This is a genomic window from Pseudoalteromonas sp. APC 3358 (genome assembly GCF_030408075.1).
Classification (GTDB): domain Bacteria; phylum Pseudomonadota; class Gammaproteobacteria; order Enterobacterales; family Alteromonadaceae; genus Pseudoalteromonas; species Pseudoalteromonas arctica.
This window is the reverse complement of the sequence record NZ_JASDCE010000005.1, coordinates 78,557-99,276: the sequence shown is the minus strand read 5'-3', so window position 1 is coordinate 99,276 and position 20,720 is coordinate 78,557. Positions and strand designations below refer to the sequence as shown.

Annotated in this window: 15 protein-coding genes; 3 read left to right on the top strand and 12 right to left on the bottom strand. The window is 39.6% G+C overall.

Annotated features, from left to right (window positions below):
• Window positions 1-139: 139 nt before the first annotated feature.
• Window positions 140-1,171: a tRNA preQ1(34) S-adenosylmethionine ribosyltransferase-isomerase QueA gene (queA, locus tag QL995_RS09560; protein WP_290294054.1), complete on the bottom strand. Its 1,032-nt coding sequence runs from the start codon at window positions 1,169-1,171 to the stop codon at window positions 140-142.
• Window positions 1,172-1,358: 187 nt separating this feature from the next.
• Between queA and QL995_RS09555 the strand changes: the two genes are divergently transcribed.
• Entirely contained in the window at window positions 1,359-3,890 is a 2,532-nt protein-coding gene (locus QL995_RS09555; RefSeq protein WP_290294053.1) for a GGDEF domain-containing protein, read from the top strand.
• A 181-nt stretch (window positions 3,891-4,071) separates the two neighbouring features.
• A complete protein-coding gene (locus tag QL995_RS09550) occupies window positions 4,072-4,284 on the top strand; it encodes a hypothetical protein (RefSeq protein WP_024592496.1) in 213 nt (70 codons plus the stop codon).
• Between the two features lie 24 nt (window positions 4,285-4,308).
• Here QL995_RS09550 and QL995_RS09545 read toward each other — a convergent pair whose 3' ends face one another.
• From QL995_RS09545 to QL995_RS09515, 7 genes are all read right to left on the bottom strand, one after another.
• Window positions 4,309-5,229: a hydrogen peroxide-inducible genes activator gene (locus QL995_RS09545; protein WP_007586467.1), complete on the bottom strand. Its 921-nt coding sequence runs from the start codon at window positions 5,227-5,229 to the stop codon at window positions 4,309-4,311.
• An 82-nt stretch (window positions 5,230-5,311) separates the two neighbouring features.
• Complete coding sequence (locus QL995_RS09540; protein WP_007586466.1) at window positions 5,312-6,580, bottom strand: inorganic phosphate transporter; 1,269 nt, start codon at window positions 6,578-6,580, stop codon at window positions 5,312-5,314.
• A 39-nt stretch (window positions 6,581-6,619) separates the two neighbouring features.
• Window positions 6,620-7,297, bottom strand: coding sequence for a TIGR00153 family protein (locus QL995_RS09535; protein ID WP_002957838.1), 678 nt, complete (start codon window positions 7,295-7,297; stop codon window positions 6,620-6,622).
• 150 nt (window positions 7,298-7,447) lie between these two features.
• Window positions 7,448-8,149, bottom strand: coding sequence for a phosphate signaling complex protein PhoU (gene phoU / locus QL995_RS09530; protein ID WP_007586465.1), 702 nt, complete (start codon window positions 8,147-8,149; stop codon window positions 7,448-7,450).
• A gap of 46 nt (window positions 8,150-8,195) precedes the next feature.
• On the bottom strand, window positions 8,196-9,023 hold the full coding sequence (pstB, locus tag QL995_RS09525) for a phosphate ABC transporter ATP-binding protein PstB (protein WP_007586464.1): 828 nt from the start codon (window positions 9,021-9,023) through the stop codon (window positions 8,196-8,198).
• 27 nt (window positions 9,024-9,050) lie between these two features.
• On the bottom strand, window positions 9,051-10,700 hold the full coding sequence (gene pstA, locus QL995_RS09520; RefSeq protein WP_007586463.1) for a phosphate ABC transporter permease PstA: 1,650 nt from the start codon (window positions 10,698-10,700) through the stop codon (window positions 9,051-9,053).
• A 15-nt stretch (window positions 10,701-10,715) separates the two neighbouring features.
• A complete protein-coding gene (locus tag QL995_RS09515) occupies window positions 10,716-12,950 on the bottom strand; it encodes an ABC transporter permease subunit (protein ID WP_010554378.1) in 2,235 nt (744 codons plus the stop codon).
• A 379-nt stretch (window positions 12,951-13,329) separates the two neighbouring features.
• On the opposite strand from QL995_RS09515, the gene QL995_RS09510 reads away from it, so the two are divergent.
• Window positions 13,330-13,836, top strand: a complete 507-nt coding sequence (locus tag QL995_RS09510) for an ACT domain-containing protein (RefSeq protein WP_007586460.1) — start codon at window positions 13,330-13,332, stop codon at window positions 13,834-13,836.
• Between the two features lie 176 nt (window positions 13,837-14,012).
• Here the strand turns inward: QL995_RS09510 and QL995_RS09505 are convergent, their stop codons facing one another.
• The 4 genes from QL995_RS09505 to QL995_RS09490 all read right to left on the bottom strand — a co-directional run bounded on the left by QL995_RS09505 (window position 14,013) and on the right by QL995_RS09490 (window position 20,716).
• Complete coding sequence (locus tag QL995_RS09505) at window positions 14,013-14,468, bottom strand: hypothetical protein (protein ID WP_007586459.1); 456 nt, start codon at window positions 14,466-14,468, stop codon at window positions 14,013-14,015.
• A gap of 200 nt (window positions 14,469-14,668) precedes the next feature.
• Window positions 14,669-17,788 carry an efflux RND transporter permease subunit gene (locus tag QL995_RS09500; protein WP_007586458.1) on the bottom strand — a complete coding sequence of 1,040 codons (3,120 nt, stop codon included), beginning with the start codon at window positions 17,786-17,788 and terminating at the stop codon, window positions 14,669-14,671.
• Between the two features lie 8 nt (window positions 17,789-17,796).
• Complete coding sequence (locus QL995_RS09495) at window positions 17,797-19,350, bottom strand: efflux RND transporter periplasmic adaptor subunit (RefSeq protein WP_290294052.1); 1,554 nt, start codon at window positions 19,348-19,350, stop codon at window positions 17,797-17,799.
• Window positions 19,340-20,716: a TolC family protein gene (locus QL995_RS09490; protein WP_290294050.1), complete on the bottom strand. Its 1,377-nt coding sequence runs from the start codon at window positions 20,714-20,716 to the stop codon at window positions 19,340-19,342. The genes QL995_RS09495 and QL995_RS09490 overlap by 11 nt, the downstream gene beginning before the upstream one ends.
• Between the last annotated feature and the right edge of the window lie 4 nt (window positions 20,717-20,720).

Below are 20,720 nucleotides of genomic sequence, written 5' to 3'. Positions count from 1 at the left end.
ACCGCTCGATTCTACCCTTTTTGCCTCATTAATACTATTAGCTGCGATAAATTCAGGTTTGCTTATTATGCTAAACAAAAACCCCAGCTTCGTTGCTGGGGTTTTTAGTATTTTTTACTGAGTATTAAATAATAAATGGTTACTTACGTGTTAAAAACATCGCATCACCGTAACTAAAAAATCGGTATTTTTGTTCAATTGCCGTATTGTATGCACCCATAATATTGTCTTGTCCGCTAAAAGCGCTGACTAGCATTATAAGCGTTGATTCTGGTAAGTGAAAATTAGTGACCATGGCATCAACAACATTAAATTGGTAACCCGGAAAAATAAATATATCGGTATCACCAAAATACGTATCTAATTTGCCGCCGTGAACTTTAGCTGCCGACTCTAATGAGCGTACTGATGTTGTGCCAACCGCAATTACGCGCCCGCCACTTGCTTTGGTTTGTGCAACGGCAGCAACTACATCATCGGGTACTTCAATGTACTCGGAGTGCATTACATGCTCATCAACACTATCCACTCGTACTGGCTGAAAAGTACCGGCGCCAACGTGCAAAGTAACAAAAGCCATGTTTACACCTTTATCTTTTAGTGCCGTCATTAACTTATCGTCAAAATGTAAGCCCGCTGTTGGCGCAGCAACTGCACCTGGCTTTTCTCCATAAACAGTTTGGTAACGTTCGCGATCAGCTTCGGTATCAGGTCGGTCAAGATAAGGAGGCAGTGGCATATGACCAATATCATTAAGTATATCTAGCACGTTTTGGCTATGATCAAACTCAAGCTCAAATAATGTATCGTGGCGTGCAACCATTATTGCCTTGGCTTTGCCTTCAAGAATAACTTCGTTACCAACCTTAAGCGACTTGCTCGCGCGTACGTGCGCAAGTACGCGATGTTCATCTAGCAATCGCTCTACAAGCACTTCAACTTTGCCGCCAGAGGTTTTTTGACCAAACATACGTGCTGGAATAACGCGTGTATTGTTAAAGACTAACAAATCGCCTTCGTTTACTAAATCAAGTATGTCGCTAAACACTTTATGTTCTAGAGTTCCGCTTGGGCCATCTAAAGTAAGTAAACGGCTGCTAGTTCTGTCCGCTTTAGGAAAACGAGCTATTAATTCATCAGGTAAGTCAAAGCTAAAGTCAGCCACGCGCATAATTAGTAATCCACATCATTTAAAATCGCGCCAAGTGTATATGTATCGGGTATTAAGCTCAAGAAATCAGCCAAACTTATAATGTCTTGTTTGCGTGTTTCTCATTAAATTTTCTTGTTCTTATGGTTAAATGTCACTATTCTTGTTCGGCTGAATTATTATAAGTTATATTAGGGGTGTTCAACACGTGCCAAACCAGCTTAAATTGCTAATATTAAACGCAAGTAGTGCTGAACGTCGCGCGATTAAAGGCACTTTAGATAGCTTAAATGTATTTACCTTTATTGATGCGCAAGATAGCCAACAAGCTTTAAAGCTTTTAAAACAACACCCTGTTGATATTATAATAACGGGCATTAATGTTGGAAAAATTGACGGCTGGCGCTTTTCGAGGATGATCCGCTCAGGATTATTAAAAACACCAAAAAACACCCCAATTTTACTTATTCCGCCAATTTACTGTGAGCGTATTGCCGAAACAACAGCCCGAAGCTACGGGATAGATGCTGTACTGCCGTTTGAACATAAAGACATGCTTCCTCAGGTGCTTGCGAATGTTTTATCTACGCACTTAGAAAAAAGTAGCCGGCTAAATTTATTGCTATTAGAGCCACTTCAAAATACGGCCGACAAAATAAGTGAACAGTTAAAGTTAAACTTTGCTATTACTCACGTTACCTCAGCTAAAGCAGCACTAAACGCTTACAATCAACAGCAGTTTTCAATTGTGCTACTCGATGCCACTACATCAAGTGCAGAGAGCTCGAGTGTACTCGTTGAAGAAATCCTACAGCACAATTCTAAACAAGCTATTGTTACGATTATAGAAAGTGATGATGCTGATTACGCTGAGCAGCTTTTGCTGTCTGGTGTTACCGATTTTATTAGAGCCCCATACGACCCTTCATTTTTAAATAAAGTGTGTGACCACGCCGCACGACGTGAAGATTTTATGGTGAGTTATGCTGAGTTTGCTTACAAAGTAGAGCAGCTAAGCGTGAGCGAAGTGCGTTACAAAGAGTTATTTTCGGCTCATCAGCGTATTTTATTGCATTTAAATACGGTTGTTTTAGAGCTTGATCAGCAAGGGCATATTCGTTTTATTAACCCTGCATGGGAGACATTAAGCGGTTTTGGTGTTAAATCATCACTACAAACCCCACTAAGCGCTTATTGTAATAACGAAGATAAAGGAAGACTAAATTATACTATTAATGACATTTTACATGGTGGCGAGCAACAGCAACAAATAGAAGTAAAGCTCACCCATAAAAATGGCAATTTAATTTGGGTCGAATGCAGATTACAGCTAATCAAAAATAGTCGTAATAACGCGACCATAACCGCCACTATCGACAACATACACGAACGTAAACAAGCAGAGATCCAACTACGTCATTTAGCACACCATGACCCATTAACTGGTTTACATAACCGTTATTACTTTGATCAACAGCTTAATAAAATATGCCAAGATAAATACACGTATGATGGCATAGAGCATGCTGTTATTTATATTGACCTCGATCACTTTAAAATAATAAACGACAGCAAAGGTCACCACCAAGGTGACATAGTATTAAAAGAAGTGGCGCAATTATTTAAAGCAAATATTGGCGAAGACCATTTGGTGTGCCGAATAGGCGGCGATGAGTTTGCAGTCATACTTACCGATATGAATTTACTGGATGCACACCTTATTGCTGAAGGTGTGTGCAGCGCAATAGAAAAACATGCTTTTAAATCAGAAGATCAGATATACACAATTAGCTGCTCTATCGGTTTAACTCAAATTACGACACAAAACAATGATCCTAATGAATGTTTAAAACAAGCCGATATTGCTTTGTATATTGCCAAAAATTTAGGGCGTAACTTAGTACATTGCTACTCAAAAGAGGACGCTCAAAACAATACGCTTCAAACTGGGCTTGAATGGGGTCACGAAATTCGACAAGCACTGCAGCAAGATAATATTGAACTGCATTACCAACCTATTTGGGATTTTAAAGAGTGTAAAGTTGCTTATTTTGAAGCGCTCTTACGCTTAAAACTCAAAGGTGAACTTGTATACCCAAATCAATTTATTCCCTCTTTAGAGATGCTTAACGACACATTTTTGATGGATCAATGCGTTATACGTAATGCCATTGCTTGTGTGTCTAAGCACCCAGAGTTAAACCAAGTTGCTATCAATTTGTCAGCACAATCATTTTTAGATGAACGCTTACTGCCATTAATTGAATCAAATCTTGAAAAGTATAACGTGCCCCCTTCGCGGATAATTTTTGAAATAACTGAATCAGCAAGTATTAACAATTTAAAAGCGACTCGTAAAATGATCGAGAAGCTTAATAGCTTAGGCTGTCATTTTTCTATTGACGATTTTGGAACTGGCTTTAGTACATTTAACTATTTAAAGCAGCTTCCAGCACAGCATGTAAAAATTGATGGCTCATTTGTAAGCGACATGCTTAATGACCCTATAGACTTAGCGTTAGTAAAAGCAATAAATGATATTAGTCGGTCTCTCGATAAGCGTTCTGTAGCTGAGTACGTCGAAAACGAAGAGATATTTTTTGCACTAAAAGAGATAGGTGTTGATTATGGACAAGGCTACTTTATTGCACGCCCAGTACCTGTTGAAAAAGTAAAAGATGAACTTGAAAAAATTTCAAAAAATAAAACGTTTTACCAACAACAAGCTAGCCCAAAATAAACAAAATTAAACAATTTGTTACTACCAATATTACCTTTCTTGCCTATACTTTCAGTATCAAATAAGAAATGTCGTGCATTTTAATGCATTTCACTTTAAAAACATGACATTACCTTTTGGCGGCATAGTACTGATATTTATAGTGGGTTTCAAAGCTATTTAAGCTTTTAAGGAGAAAGGTATGACACAGCTAGTTATGTTATTACTGATTATACATTTTGCAATCGCGTATCAGTGTTATCGTTACGCAAATATTAAAGGCTACCCAGTTAAGGTTTTTACTGTATTAGGCTGCGTGCCTTACTTTAACTTAGTGGTATGGATTTATTTACTATTTTTACCCGAACTTGAGCCTTTTGAAAGCCATCTTAAAAATCAAAAGCAGCCTTTATAAGCTGCTTTCATTCATTTCCTATTCTTATTTAGAAAAATCTAAACTACATTGGCGCTTTAAAAATATCTCAAGCTGTTGACTAAATAACTTAAAGTCGCGGATCCGCCCCGTAGTTTTCCGCCACAATATGCCAATATCTCTATATGCATCGCTTTGTGATGGTGTTGCCACCATATTTTTATTATCTAAAATTCCGGCGTTAATCGCCATTTGTGGTAAAAAAGTCACCCCGAGCTGATGCTCAACCATACTCAATAATGTATGCAAGCTTGCTGCTTCAAATGGGTTAATACAACTAGCACGGTTTAAATGACATGCACTAAGCGCATGGCCTGTCATACAGTGCTCACGCTCGAGTAAGAATACGCTAGCCTCTGGTAATAGATTAAAGTCGACTACGCCCTTTGCAGCGCTGTAGTCCTTATGGTGCACTAAACTAAACTGATCTTTTGCCAATACTTGTGTATGAAATTTATCGGTTTCGTATGGCAGTGCAAGTAGCGCTAAATCAATATGCCCATGCTCAAGTTTATCCAGTAGCTTATCACTCGTATCTTCTATTAATACCAACTCTAAATCACAAAAGGTTTCTTTACAAAAGTGATACAGAGGAGCCGCTATAAAGCTAGCAATTGTAGGTATAACACCCACTGTTAATTTACCACTCAGCGGTGTTAAAAAGCTTTTAGTGAGCTCTTTTAAACTAATTGTATCGTTAATTATTTTACGAGAGCGCTCAACAACTTCTTCACCAATACTGGTAAACATAAGGCTGCGATTTTCGCGTTCAATAAGCTGGCAACCCAACGTTTCTTCAAGATTTTGAATAGCACTGCTTAAAGTAGATTGCCCTATAAAACAGGCACTGGCAGCTCTGCCAAAGTGCTGATGTTGATGAACAGCTAATAAATACTGTAGCTGTTTGATACTTGGAAGATTGGTCATTTTTTCTTTCCACAAATAAAAAGACCCCAACACCTAGGGCATTGAGATCTTTTCAAGCTAAAAGTCTTTGAGTACTTTTTTGTTAAACCCCAAATGCGGTTCTTAGTACGTAGAAAATAACAATAGCAAGGGCAGCGCCAACTGGCAATGTAATTACCCAAGAAACTACAATGTTTCTGATAACACCCATGTTAAGTGCACCAATTCCACGTGCCATACCTACACCTAATACCGCACCCACTAAGGTTTGAGTAGTAGAGATTGGCATACCAGTACCTGATGCAATAACAACGGTAGAAGCAGCGGCTAGTTCAGCAGCAAAACCACGGCTAGGCGTTAAATGTGTAATGCCTTCACCAATCGTTTTAATTACTTTTTTGCCCAAAATAGCAAGACCCGCAACAATACCAAAACCACCTAGAGGTAGAATCCACCAAGCAATAGCCGCTTTTTTAGCAATTTCACCATTGTTTTCAACAATGTTTACAACAGCAGCTAGTGGACCGATTGCATTAGCAACATCGTTAGAACCATGTGCAAAGGCCATACAACATGCTGTTAATACCATAAGAACAGCAAACACTTTTTCAACATTGTTGAATTGCATTTGTTTATCTGCTTTTGGATCGATATTTAAACGAGAAATAGCAATTTTACCAATTATAGCAACGACAACTGCTACAGCTATTGCTAAGGCGTACCCTTCGGCTGCACCTAAATCAACACCAACATGCTTTAAGCCTTTTTTAATTGTAACCAAGGCCATTATAAAACCTGCTAAACCCATATAAAGTGGTACATAGCGTTTAGCATTTTTTAGTGGTGCATCTGTATTAAAAATAAGTTTTTGTGCACTCATAAATATTAAGTATGCAATAAAGCCTGATATGGCGGGCGTTATAATCCAACTACCAACAATACCACCTACTTTATCCCATTGAATCGCCTCAGTACCAACAGCAACTAACGCAAAACCAATGATTGCACCAATGATTGAGTGAGTCGTTGATACTGGCCAACCCAAGAACGAGGCCATTAATAACCAAGCACCCGCTGCAAATAAAGACGAAATCATACCCAGAACCATAAGTTCAGGAATGTCTGCAAATGGTGCGGCATCGATAATTCCTTTACGAATTGTTGATGTAACCTCACCACCTGCTAAGTAAGCGCCTGCAAATTCAAAAATCATCGCTATAAAAATAGCTTGTTTGATTGTTAGCGCTTTTGAACCTACAGATGTGCCCATGGCGTTCGCTACGTCGTTCGCGCCAATACCATAAGCCATAAAAAAGCCGACTGCTGCGGCAATTAAAATTAATACCGTGCCGTAAGATGCAATGATATCCATTGTAAAACCTTAATCTTTCGTGTTTGAACTGATTTTAAATTAACGAGCTAACATCAGCTCAAGACGTGATCCTACGCGCTCTGCAATATCTGCAAGCTCGCCAACCCATTCAATGATTTTGTACAAAAACATAACATCAATTGGATTTAACTCACCCTCTACATCACGTAGCTGGCGGCGTACTTTTATCTGCATTTCGTCCGTGTCTTGTTCTATGGCATCCAATTCAACTAACATTTTTTCTACTAAGGTGACTTCTCGACCTTTAAAACCCGTTTCTAGCAATTCTTCTAATTCGTTAATTGCTTTAGATGCTTGTTTAGTCGCATCTACACAACGGGTTAAGTAAGCTAAGAAATCAGCTTGCATAACTTTTGGAATGGTCATTTCACGACCAATCACTCGCCCTGCAATATCTTTTGCTTTATTGGCAATTTTATCTTGTTGAGTTACTAGTTCGAGAAGATCTGTACGCTCTACCGGCATGAATAAACCACGCGGTAATTGTAAACGTATATCTCTTTTCATATCATCAGCTTCACGTTCTAAATTGCGAATAGTGATGCGAAGCTCTTCTGCTTGTACCCACTCTTCTTTAAATACGTGATTAAAAAAAGGTATCAAAGCTTTACTTGCTTGATGAACCTTCTTGATGTGTTCTTCCATTGGTTTGATAGGAGATTTTGCAAATACTCCTAAAAACGCGTTTGTAGGCATAACTGACCCTTTAATCAAATTGATATGCTTTGCAGCATGAATTTTACAGTATTAACCAAGATTGTGAACGCTTTTTATTACTTCACTAAAGCTTGCAATACACAAAGCGACACTAAGCCGCTTTAATAGAAAAGCATGATGGGTAAAAAATCATAGTGATTTTTCTATATCTTCTTGAGATGTATGGCGAATATCTTTGCCATTAACAAAATAAATAATGTATTCAGCAATGTTCTGACAGCGATCACCAATACGCTCTAATGAGCGAACAGACCAGACTAAGTCCATGATTTTAGGTATTGAGCGTGGATCTTCCATCATGTAAGTCATTATTTGACGTGTGATGGCTTCATATTCGCGGTCAACTTTTGCATCTTCTTTATGTACTTGAAATGCACGTTGCACATCCATACGCGCAAATGCATCTAGTACGTCGTGTAGCATTTTTAAAACCTGGCGGCCCATATTTTCAATATTTACTAATAAATCTTGCTGATCTTTGGTAAATGAGTCTAGTGCAACTTTAGCAATTCGCTCAGCTTCATCGCCAATACGCTCTAAATCAGCGATTGTTTTAGCAATTGCAATCACTAAACGCAGGTCACTTGCTGCAGGCTGACGACGAGCAATAATACGCGTACACTCTTCATCAATGCTTACTTCCATTGCATTCACTTTATAATCGTTCTGACGTACCTTTTGAGCAAGCTCTGCATCGTTACGACTCACCGCATCAAGCGCACTATTTAACTGCTGCTCAACTAAGCCACCCATACTTAATACATGATTACGTACATTTTCTAGTTCTTGGTTAAAACGCCCAGAAATATGTTTATTAATATTATGTTCCATAGTTACCTTCTCTCTTAATCTTGCACAACACGCTACAACGAGCTAATTAACCGTAACGACCGGTAATATAATCTTCGGTCTTTTTCTTCGTTGGTGTAGTAAATAAGGTATTTGTGTCTGAGTACTCAATCAATTCGCCCATATACATAAAGGCTGTTTGATCAGATACACGTGCTGCTTGTTGCATGTTATGTGTAACAATAACAACGGTAAATTGGTTTTTTAAATCGTTTATTAGCTCTTCGATTACCAAAGTAGAAATAGGGTCAAGTGCTGATGTAGGTTCATCTAATAAAAGAACTTCTGGCTCAATTGCAATTGAGCGAGCAATAACTAAACGCTGTTGCTGACCACCCGACAAGCCAAACGCGCTATCGTGTAATCTATCTTTTACTTCATCCCATAAAGCAGCACCACGAAGTGATTGCTCTACCACTTCGTCTAACTTACGCTTCTCTTTAATGCCTTGTAAGCGTAGGCCATAAACCACATTTTCATAAATTGATTTAGGAAATGGGTTTGGACGCTGAAACACCATACCTACATTACGACGAAGTGCTGCTACATCTACGCTCTTATCGTAAATATTTTGACCGTGAAGTAATATTTCACCTTCAATACGACAAATATCAACCAAATCGTTCATGCGATTAATACAACGTAATAGAGTTGATTTACCACAGCCCGATGGTCCAATAAACGCAGTTACTTGGCCTTTTGGAATGTTCATATTTACTTTATTAAGCGCTTGCTTATCACCGTAGTAAAGATCGAGATCTTTAATCTCTAGCGCTTTTTGGTCATCCGTTAAATTTTCTAGGTCTAACTTCTGGCCTATATTAGCTTGGTTTACTTTTGGAGCGACTGTAATCATTTTTGTTACCTATAAAATCTTTACTAATTAGTGTTCAAGCGATCTGTACTTTTCACGTAAATGGTTACGTATACCAATGGCTGTTATGTTTAGGGTAATAATCACCGACACCAATAAAAAGGCCGTTGCGTATACCAGCGGGCGTGCCGCTTCAACATTAGGGCTTTGGAAGCCAACATCGTATATATGAAAGCCTAAGTGCATGAACTTTCTATCTAAGTGAAAATACGGGAAGTTGCCATCAAGTGGTAATGTAGGGGCCATTTTTACAACGCCTACTAGCATTAACGGTGCAACTTCACCTGCAGCACGTGCAACTGCCAGTATTAAACCTGTCATAATTGCAGGGCTTGCCATTGGAATAATTATGCGCCATAACGTTTCAACTTTTGTTGCGCCAAGCGCTAGTGAACCATCACGTACGGTACTTGGAATACGAGATAAACCTTCTTCAGTCGATACAATAACAACTGGCAGCGTTAGTATGGCGAGCGTTAATGCAGACCACATTACACCTGGCGTACCAAATACTGGCGTTGGCGACGATTCTGGATAAAATAATTGGTCTAAGCTACCACCTAACATGTATACAAAAAAGCCGAGGCCAAATACACCGTATACAATTGAAGGAACACCGGCCAAGTTAATCACTGCGATACGAATCATTTTAGTGATTGCATTTTTTGCGGCGTACTCGTGTAAGTAAATTGCAGCAACAACGCCAAACGGCGTCACAATTACAGCCATCAGCATAACCATAAATACAGTACCAAATATAGCAGGGAAAACACCGCCTTCTGTATTTGCTTCACGTGGATCATCGGATACAAACTTACCTAGTTGCACAAAGTAGTGGCCTAGCTTTGCAAAAAAGCCCATATCGTTTGGAAACCAAACATCAAGTACTTGATACATAGGAATTGTAACAACTTCACCGCGCATATCTTTTACAGTTACGTGGTCACGTTTAGCTTGTTTGCGTAGTGCAAATAAATCTTTTTCGAGTACACCATACTCTGCACGTAATTCAGCACGTGCTTGAGCAAGCTCAGCAACACGTTCATCAGTGAGAGCGTTATCAAGTAAGTAGCCTTTTTCTTTTAAACGTAAGCGTTCAAGTGCGTAGTTAATATGCCCAATGTCGCCATTTTGCAAATCAAGTGCTTCGTCATTTAAATCAACTGCACGCTCAACAAGCTCATGTAGCGCTTCTATTTTATCGCCATTAACCGGTTGACCGTCTTTAATAACGTTTTGCACATAACCATAAAAGTTACCGTTTTTACTACGCTCAAATACTGCAAGCGCCGCTGGTGCTGTTTTATTTGTTATGTCGGTTTCTAATATCCAACGAAAATCTAAATCTACATATTCGCGGTTACCTGTTTTAATAAGTAAGCGCTCTATTTCTTCTTTTTCAAACCCGCTAACATCAATACCTGTCGCGGCTAAACGCGTTTTTGGTACTAATTCACGGTCATAAACTTCGCCAATAACGGTTTGCTTTGCAATCGACCCTTCAAGTTCAAACTGTACAACTTCTGAAGGCCAGAAAAAGCTTAACCCTTTCCAGGCTATCATTGCTAATAAGCCTAAAACTGAAATCAAACTGATGCTCACTGCACCACCGGTCATCCAAATCCAAGGAGAACCAGACTTAAACCACTGCTTTACCATGTCATGTCTCTCCGCTTACATTGAGCTGTATTTTTCACGCAGTTGCTGGCGAACAAACTCAGCGACTGTGTTAAAAATGAATGTGAATATGAATAATACAAAGGCTGCTAAGAATAATATTCTATAGTGCGAACTACCTACTTCTGACTCTGGCATTTCAACTGCAATATTTGCTGCAAGCGTACGCATACCTTGGAAAATGCTCCAATCCATAATCGGTGTATTACCGGTTGCCATAAGTACAATCATGGTTTCACCAACTGCTCGGCCAAGTCCCATCATTACCGCAGAGAAGATACCTGGGCTTGCTGTTAGTAATACAACACGTATTAGTGTTTGCCACTGCGTTGCACCTAATGCTAATGAGCCATTTGATAAATGCTTTGGAACACTAAATACCGCGTCTTCTGCAATTGAGAATATAGTAGGAATAACCGCAAAACCCATCGCAATACCTACAACAAGCGAGTTACGTTGATCGAATGTCATACCCAGCTCATTTGTTAAATACTGACGTACATTGCCGTCAAACATCCAAAGTTCAACAAATTCGCTCATAGCAAACGAAAACCAACCAATAAGTAAAACGACCGGAATAAGGATGATTGAATGCGAACCATCAGGAATTCTATGGCGTATTTTTGTTGGTAATTTAGTCCAGGCTAAACCTGTCGCTAACATACCTAAAGGTAATAATATGAGTAACCCAACAATGGCAGGTAAGTGCTCTTCTATTAATGGGGCTAACCAAAGACCCGCTAAAAAACCTAAAATAACGGTTGGTAATGCTTCCATTATTTCAACGGTAGGCTTAACCACTTTACGTAATTTGCTCGACATAAAGTATGCCGTGTAAATAGCCGCCGAAAGCGCGATTGGTACAGCAAACAACATTGCATAAAGTGCTGCTTTTAATGTACCGAACGAAATTGGCACAAGTGAAAACTTAGATTCAAAGTCGTCACTGGCTGATGTTGACTGCCAAATATAACCTGGCTCTGGGTAACCTTCGTACCACACTTCTTGCCAAAGTGCTGACCACGTAACTTCTGGGTGCTCGTTATGAATGTCTAATACTGTTAGCTTATTATCCGCTAAAATTAACGCAGCATTTGAACGTGGTGCAATTGCAAAGTTTTCTATTGCGCCTTCACTTACTTTCCCCTGCCAAAGTTTTGCTTCGCTGGTTGTGTAGTACACACCTAGCTCACCATTATCGCCGGTAGTAAAAAAAGTACGACGGTAAAACTCAGTAAATACATTTAATTTACTTTGCTTAGTTGTTTCAAATGAGCGAATTTTTTGATATTCACGGCCTGTGTCAGTGTTTACTTCAAACCACTGCGAAACCTCACCGTTATCATTAGCAAGCATGAGTGAATTTGCGCCCGCTAGCAGTTGTGCAGATACAATATTTGCATTTTCTTCGTTAGCCGAAAGCAACTGAATTTGCTCTACATCACTTGGGTCACGCGTATCGTATACATACACTTGATTAGCAGAACGTACAAAAGTACGTGTTGTATCTGGCGACATTAATAATTCGTCTACACGTCCATTAACATCAAGTTCTGTACGCTCAACAACCCATTCTACTTCACCGGTAAACATATTCTCTTCAGCAATAAAGCTACTAAATAATACACGCTTATCTTCTGTAAGAGCTACAACCGCTGTTTTGTCTTCATAGTGACTAAATGCAAAGCGTTTAATAGCTGCACCTTGTTCATCTACTTCTAAAGCCATTTCCCCTAGAGGAAAACCTAAGCGAGGTGTTAATTTACGCTCGTTGTTTGGAAAGGTAACTAAAAATTTAGGTGCAACAACCATTACGGTGCCATCTTCTAAACCAAACGCATAATGCCCTTGAAAAGGCGCGCTTGTTGCAAAGCTTGTTGCATCACTTGGTAAATCTGCATTAAGTGTTTTGAGTTTTTTACCAAAACTACCTGACTCAACACTGTAAAAATCAACCTGACCTTGCTGACTTAGTAAATAAGCAACTTCAGTTTGCTCTTCTACACCTAAGCCTGCTATTTGCTGTGAATTAGCAACATGAAAGCTATCGCGTTTTTCTACTTTTGCTGATTCAAAAATTGGCTGTACTACATAAAGAAGGTAAAAGAATATTAATAGCAGTGCTACCAATACCATTATCCCACCTGCGGTTATGCCAAACTTGGCAAACCGATCTTTAAATAGACGGCTTCGATCCGTATTAAAAGTCGGCTTATTCGGATTTGAAGTCATCAAAACACCCTTAAATCTTAACGTTGCATAAATTATATTTCATCAAGATGACAGTAATGTTACAGCAGTAATAATAAGCACTCTAAAACAGCTTTAAATAAAACTAACGAGGGAAAAGTCTAAATTAGCTTCAAATAGGTGATTTATAAGTGAACTAAATTATAAAATAATTGGACAAAGTATTTATCGAGGTCAATACTAAAAGAGTACTTAGTAAATAATAATGACTATTAATACTGCGTATAGTCAACACAACTATATTCATTTTTTAATTTATAATCAAAGATTTATAAAAAGTGCAACAACACACAATTTAAATTAGACAACATACTTAATGCCTATGCATTTACTTTCTTTGGGCTTAAAAAGAGAATTATTTATGAAGCAGTTGGTTATAACTATTTTAGGGAAAGATCGCCCTGGTTTAGTAGAGAGCATCTCATCAGTCGTATTACAAAATCATGGCAACTGGCTTAGTAGTAACTTAAGCCATTTATTAGGTCATTTTGCAGGTATTATTCAACTTGAAGTTGCTGAGGAGCATTTTCAATCATTACAAAGTGCTTTAAATAAGTTACCTAAGTTAGACGTTCGTATTGAAACCGGAAACACAGAGATTGAACCATCAACACTAGAGCAAATTAATCTAGTTATAACAGGTAACGACCGTCCTGGTATTGTTCAAGAACTGGCAAGTGTAATACGTCATAAAGGCGCTAATATTACTCACTTAAATTCAAGACAACAAAGTGCACCTAATTGGGGAGTGCCTATTTTTAGCGCTGTTGCTACCGTTACTTTGCCAAATGGTATGGATAAAGACGAAGTTATTGAAGCATTGGAATCAATTACAAGTGATTTAATTGTAGATACGGAAGAAGTTTAACCTCCATTTATGCGTGCCATACAACTGACACGCATACCATTTTAGTCCATCAAAATGCTCTGCAGATTATTTAACGCAGACATAAAATAAGCCGATGCAAGCATCAGCTATTTTAAATAATCACCTTAAAGCTAATAAGAGCGAGATAAACTCAGTAATCCCGCTCTTTTATAAAGCTACATATCCATATGACGATTAGTACTTTGCATCATTTGCTTTATACCTTGCTTTTCAAGCTCTAGTATTTGTTGAAGCTTTTCTTGCCCACTTTCGGTTTCGGCGCGTTCAAGTAAGTATTCATATAACTCAATCACTTTTTGATGTTGCTGTGCTAAATACCCTTGAATGACTTCTTCATCGAATTGCTGATCTTTACTAATGTCTTCAAAAGTAATTAGCTCAGGATTTTTAGCAAAGTATTCATAACTGTACGTATCGAGCGTATTTATTTCGGTTATCGCTTTAAACCCGACTAAATCTTCGGCGAGTTTTTTTTCGTAATTTAGGTAGTAGTCCACCAGCATTGCATTATGTTCATCGAGTAAATCCTTTACGCTATAAAAATTAGCCGCCATTTGCGTATGAAACAAAACGGTCCAATCGTATACCTCTTTAATTGTTTTAACTTGCATGTGCATTCCTTACTTAGTTGACTTTATAGGTAATACACTGCGTAAAGCGTGCCAATTAAAAAGCTATTTAAAAACAGTTAGTTAATTTGAATATGAGTAATAACTAGCTATTTAATAGAACAACTTACAAATTATAGGTAATTTTTATAGAGCAATGCGTGAGTAGTAACAGCATTGCTCTATCGTCTTGTTGTTTTATATTATTTAAGTCCTTGTTTGCGCCACAGCAAGTAAACAGCAGGAATAACAAGTAAGGTGAGTACAATTGCACTGCCCATACCGCCAACCATAGGCGCTGCTATTCGGCTCATTACTTCGCTTCCGGTGCCTGTACCATAAAGTACAGGTAATAAACCGATAATAATTGTCGCGACAGTCATCATAACCGGGCGTACTCGAAGCCCTGCCCCTTCAATAATAGCTTGCTGTAATTGCACTAAGCTAAGCGGTTTTCCGGCTTGCTCTGCTTCGAGGCATTTTTCTTGATAGGCTTGGTTTAAATACACCAACATAATGACCCCTATTTCTACCGCAACACCGGCTAAGGCAATAAAGCCCACACCTACTGCAACTGAAAAGTTAAAGCCCTCTAAATACATTAGCCATACGCCACCAATCATTGCCAGTGGCAACGTAGCCATAATAATAGTGACCTCAGCAAAGCTTCTAAAATTAAGGTAAAGCAATACAATAATAATCGCTAATGTAAGAGGTAATACATAAGTCAGTTTGTCTTTAGCGCGCTGCATGTATTCATACTGCCCAGCCCACGTAATTGAGTAGCCAGCAGGTAGTATTAGGTCTTTATCGAGCACTTGCTGAGCGTGCTCAACGTAAGTACCAATATCAACGCCATCTATATCAATAAAACTCCAACCGTTTAAACGTGCATTTTCGCTTTTTATACCAGGCGGTCCATCTTCAATAAATACATCGGCTACATCACCAAGTGCTATACGCTGCCCTGTAGGCGTTACAATAGGTAACAACATTAACTCTTCTGGCGAGTCTCTGTATGCTTGCGGATAACGTAAATTAACAGGGTAACGCTCTTGCCCTTCTACCGTTTGTGTTACGTTTGTACCCCCTATTGCAGTAGATACAACCTGCTGTACGTCGCTAATGTTTAAACTATAACGCGCAGCTTTTTCACGATTTATATCTACTTTTATATAACGTCCACCGGCTACTCGCTCTGAGTAAACCGATGCGGTGCCTTGCACATCTTTTAATAGCACTTCTATTTGCTGACCAATTTTTTGAATTTCACTCAACTTTGGTCCCGCAACTTTAATGCCCACGGGAGTTTTAATACCGGTTGCGAGCATATCAATACGCGTTTTAATTGGCATTACCCACGCATTTGTAAGCCCAGGAAACTTAACCAAACCGTCGAGTTCTTTTTTAAGTTTTTCAAGAGTCATACCCTCGCGCCATTCGTCTTTTGGTTTTAACTGAATAAACGTCTCTATCATTGTAAGCGGCGCAGGATCTGTTGCAGTTTCTGCTCGCCCAACTTTACCAAATACTGTTTTAACCTCGGGTACTGTGGCAATTAACTTGTCGGTTTGCTGTAGTATTTCGCGCGCTTTACCTACCGATAAACCCGGATACGTTGTGGGCATATACATTAAATCGCCCTCATCGAGTGGCGGAATAAATTCACTGCCTATTTTATTTACCGGGTAAAAGCCAATAACAGAAACAACCACCGCGAGTACCAGTGTCATTTTTGGAAATTTAAGCACCCAGTTAAGTAGTGGTCGATACGCTGCGACGAGTAATCGGTTAACTGGATTTTTTTGCTCCGAAATAACTTTACCTCTAATAAAGTAACCCATCAATACCGGCACTAAGGTAATCGCAAGCCCAGCAGACGCTGCCATAGCATAGGTTTTAGTGTAAGCGAGTGGCGCAAACATACGTCCTTCTTGCGCTTCTAAAATAAATACCGGCATAAAGCTGACGGTAATAATTAATAAACTAAAAAATAATGCAGGACCCACTTCACTCGCCGATTTAGCCACAACTTCCCAGCGGTTTTCGTTGGTAAGGGGCGTTTTTTCCATATGTTTATGCATATTTTCAATCATGACGATAGCGCCGTCGGTCATTGCGCCTATCGCTATTGCAATTCCTCCTAAAGACATAATGTTGGCGTTAATCCCCTGCCAATACATAATTATAAATGCCGTTAAAATTCCAAGCGGTAACGTAATAATCGCCACCAGCGATGAGCGCACATGAAACAAAAACACCACACACACTAAGGCAACTACAATAAGCTCTTCAATTAGCTTACTTGTTAAATTATCTACCGCGTTATTTATTAAGTTGGAGCGATCGTACACAGGGACTATTTCAACGCCCTCTGGCAATCCCTTTTTAAGCGATTCTAATTTTGCTTTTACGAGCTCAATGGTTTTTTGTGCATTTTCGCCATAGCGCATAATAACAATGCCGCCGGTTACCTCGCCTTCACCATTCAGTTCTGCAATACCACGGCGCATTTGCGGTCCGACTCTAATATCGGCTACATCACGTAATTGCAGCGCAGTACCGTTGGCGTTTACACCAAGCGGAATAGCTTCCAAGTCGGCAACACTCTTAATGTAGCCTGTGCTTGTTACCATGTATTCTGCTTCAGCCATTTCAACTACTGAGGCGCCCATCTCTTGGTTGCCTTGTTGAATAGCGGTTTGAATGAGGCTAAGCGGAATACCATATGCGCGTAATTTATCGGGCTCTACATTGACTTGGTATTGCTTAACCATGCCACCAACAGCAGCCACTTCAGATACACCGGGCACAGTTTGTAGCTCAAACTTTAAAAACCAATCTTGTAAGCTTCGTAGCTGACTAATATCGTGTTTATTTGTTTTATCAATTAGTGCGTATAAGTAAATCCAACCTACGCCTGTTGCATCAGGGCCAAGCTCTGGCGTAGCGCTATCGGGTAATCTACTCGCTACTTGGCTTAGGTATTCTTGTACTCGGCTACGCGCCCAATACAAATCGGTTTTTTCGTCAAAAATAACGTAAACGTACGAGTCTCCAAAAAACGAAAAACCCCTTACAGTTTGTGCACCCGGCACAGAAAGCATTGCTGTGGTGAGCGGAAATGTAACTTGGTCTTGCACTACTTGCGGCGCTTGCCCCGGGTAAGTGGTTTTTATAATGACCTGAACATCAGATAAGTCAGGCAAGGCATCCACTGGAGTATTTTTTACAGCAAACAACCCTCCACCCAGTAAAATTAATGTAAGCAACAACACAAAAAAGCGATTGCTAACAGACCAGCGAATAATGGCAGTTATCATAATGGCTCCTAGTGAGAACTATGTTGCATAGTAGAATGATCAATCGGCTCTGCGTTTTGCGCTTTAGTAATTACAAATTCATCGTTAATAATGCTAAAAGTAAAATTAATATACTGGGCATTTTCAAACTGACTAATATCAATATCTGGCGCTAATACAAAGTCCATTGTGGCGGGTTCTCGATTCCATTTTTCAATGGCTTCTCGGCTAATATTAATAATGCGATTTTGTGTATCTATGGCATTAATAGTGCCGTTAACCGTGGCGTTTTGTGGCTGTATATCCATGTTCATATTTGAGTCTGAACCAGAATCCGAACTCATACCTGAGCTAATACTAGAACTAGGCATTTCCATTCGTTTAAAGTCGGAGCTTTTACTCGATTCAGAGTCTATTAAAAATTGCGCTGAAGTCACTACCGTGTCACCTGTCATTACACCTGACAAAATGACCGCTTCATTACTATTAATTTGCCCAACTTCAACTTCTATTGATTTAAAACGCCCCTCACCTAATGCAATAACCACACGGTTTTGATGCTGCGTGCGGATTACCGCTTCTTTAGGGACTGTAAATTGCGCCTTACTCGCTTTAGCGTGAATGCTCACTTGTGCAAACATATTTGGTTTTAACCGATGATCTACATTTTCAAACCTAAGCCTTACACGCAGAGTCCGGTTTTTAGCATCAAGCGCGGGGTAAATATAATCAACCTTACCTTCCCACTTTTGACCTTTTAAGTAATCAAGCGTCATTGTAACGGGCAACCCAACACTCACTTGTTCTGATTGGCGCTCGAACACTTCCGCCTCTACCCAAATTTCATCAAGCTGGGCAATACTCATCATTGATGTGCCTGGTTTAACGTAAAAGCCTTCTCGTACTGTTAGCTCATCTACCACACCACTTTGCTTTGCGTAAAAAGTAATATTTTGCATTATCTTTTTATTTTTTTGTAAGCGCTCGATAAATCCATCAGACACATTCAACGACTCTAAACGCGCCTTTGCAGCGCGAATTAACACGGTATTATTACGATTAACCGCCAATAAAAGCTCTTCCTGTGCGTTCACCAATTGTGGTGAATACAATGTATATAAAGGCTCACCGGCTTTAACTTCTGCGCCTTGTGCTTTAACATATAAACTTTCAATCCAGCCTTCTACACGCGGATGAATGTGAATAAGTTGGTCTTGGTTATATTGCACATAACCCACAGTATTTATATCGCTGCGAAGTGTTTTAAGCTCTACTTTGGCGGTTCTTACGCCAAAGTTATTAACGACTGCAGGCGAAATAGTTACAGCGCCAGGTCCATCCTGAGCGTTGCTAGCGTTTTCATACACAGGGACTAAATCCATTCCCATTGGAGAAAGCCCTGGCGTGTCACGCCTGTAATTACTATCCATAGGGGCTACCCAATATAAGGGCTGTTTGTCAGTGTTTTGTTGTTCATTCATTGCCGAGTTGCTAGGTAAAAATTGCATTACTAAGCCGCCTATTAACCCAAAGGCGCCTGCGCCAACTAAGGCGGCAACAAGTAACTTTAAATTAGTATTCATTGTGTAATTCTCCAGTTTGCTCGCTCATTACTTGGGGGTCTAAGCTACTTGCATAATAATTAAGGCGGGCGGTAATAATATGTTGATCTACTTGAATATTCAGTGCATCAATTTTGGCGTTAAGTTCACTAATGCGCGCACGCATCACGTCAGAAAAATCCCCGTCGTCGCGTGTATAAGCATTAAGTGTTGCCTGAGATTGCTCTGACATTTGCGGTAATAACGTATTTTGATAAAGCGCATCGCGTTTTTGCAAACGAGCGAGTTGGCTAAACTCCTTAAAGTACATGCCTTTGAGTTTTTGAAGCGCCACCAGCTTTTGTGTTTTAGTAGCTTCTGCACTCGCAATAGCCGATTTAATCTGTTGATCTTGTCTGTTATCAGTAAACAATGGCAAATCAATACTAAACCCTACAGAGAGTAAATCAGCTCGCGACTCACCCATCGGGGTATCATCTCGGTAACCATAACCCACATTAACGCCCATCTGAGGTTTGTAGCTTTGCTTAGCGAGTGCAACTTCGGTTTGCTTTGCCGTTACGGTTTTATCTATCGCAATAATTGCGGGATGCGTCATAAGCAACTGTATTAGCTCATCAAATTCAAGGCTCGCAAAATCAACCAGCCCTGCGGTTTTAGTAAACTCAGTATTTAAAGGCTGCATAAGCATATTCATAGGTAACCACTGTGCTAAACGGTTTTTAGCACTTTCAAATTGCTGCTCAAGCATAACCAGCTTATCTTCAAGACGGGTGAGTTCTAATTGCGCACGAATAATATCTTGCTGACGTGTTTTACCTAAGGTGCTTGCGTAGCTTGCTTCGGTAATGTCAATAAGTTGAGTAAATAGCCCTTTATCTAGCTCAATTAAAGCAATACTTCGCTGAGCACGATACGCGTTTAACCACGACTCAATCACAATTGCTTTTACTTGTGCTAAGCGATCGGCGCGCTGCCAAGGATATTGTTGAGCAGACTGTGCTAATGCTTTTTGTCTAAGCGCTAAACTATTCCCTCGGCTAAACTTTTGGCTCAAATCAACTTTAAGCTGCGTCATCCCTTCTTGATCAAACGCATAACCGTTAGTAGGTAAGTTGAGTAAGCCAACCGTTAAAACAGGATCGGGTAAGGTGCCAGCGGCAATGCTTTGCGCTATTGCTGCATCTTCTTGGTAGCCACTCGCTTTTAGCCATGGCTCATGCGTTAGCGCATAATTAAGCGCTTGCGTTAAGCTAAGCGTTTGCTCATTACTAGTTTGCTTTAGTGTTTCGGTATTTAGGTTATTTTGATTGTTTTGCGCATTAACAGCTGTGCTAAATAACACAACACTACATAATACGACTTTAATACTTACAGCGTGGTTCATCACC

Excerpts from the sequence above, each read along its gene's own strand:
- phoU (WP_007586465.1), bottom strand. The coding sequence starts at position 8,149 with ATGGAACATAATATTAATAAACATATTTCTGGGCGTTTTAACCAAGAA.
- QL995_RS09540 (WP_007586466.1), bottom strand. The coding sequence starts at position 6,580 with ATGGATATCATTGCATCTTACGGCACGGTATTAATTTTAATTGCCGCA.
- QL995_RS09515 (WP_010554378.1), bottom strand. The coding sequence starts at position 12,950 with ATGACTTCAAATCCGAATAAGCCGACTTTTAATACGGATCGAAGCCGT.
- queA (WP_290294054.1), bottom strand. The coding sequence starts at position 1,171 with ATGCGCGTGGCTGACTTTAGCTTTGACTTACCTGATGAATTAATAGCT.
- QL995_RS09490 (WP_290294050.1), bottom strand. The coding sequence starts at position 20,716 with ATGAACCACGCTGTAAGTATTAAAGTCGTATTATGTAGTGTTGTGTTA.
- QL995_RS09535 (WP_002957838.1), bottom strand. The coding sequence starts at position 7,297 with ATGCCTACAAACGCGTTTTTAGGAGTATTTGCAAAATCTCCTATCAAA.
- pstB (WP_007586464.1), bottom strand. The coding sequence starts at position 9,023 with ATGATTACAGTCGCTCCAAAAGTAAACCAAGCTAATATAGGCCAGAAG.
- QL995_RS09500 (WP_007586458.1), bottom strand. The coding sequence starts at position 17,788 with ATGATAACTGCCATTATTCGCTGGTCTGTTAGCAATCGCTTTTTTGTG.
- QL995_RS09495 (WP_290294052.1), bottom strand. The coding sequence starts at position 19,350 with ATGAATACTAATTTAAAGTTACTTGTTGCCGCCTTAGTTGGCGCAGGC.
- QL995_RS09545 (WP_007586467.1), bottom strand. The coding sequence starts at position 5,229 with ATGACCAATCTTCCAAGTATCAAACAGCTACAGTATTTATTAGCTGTT.
- pstA (WP_007586463.1), bottom strand. The coding sequence starts at position 10,700 with ATGGTAAAGCAGTGGTTTAAGTCTGGTTCTCCTTGGATTTGGATGACC.
- QL995_RS09550 (WP_024592496.1), top strand. The coding sequence starts at position 4,072 with ATGACACAGCTAGTTATGTTATTACTGATTATACATTTTGCAATCGCG.
- QL995_RS09510 (WP_007586460.1), top strand. The coding sequence starts at position 13,330 with ATGAAGCAGTTGGTTATAACTATTTTAGGGAAAGATCGCCCTGGTTTA.
- QL995_RS09505 (WP_007586459.1), bottom strand. The coding sequence starts at position 14,468 with ATGCAAGTTAAAACAATTAAAGAGGTATACGATTGGACCGTTTTGTTT.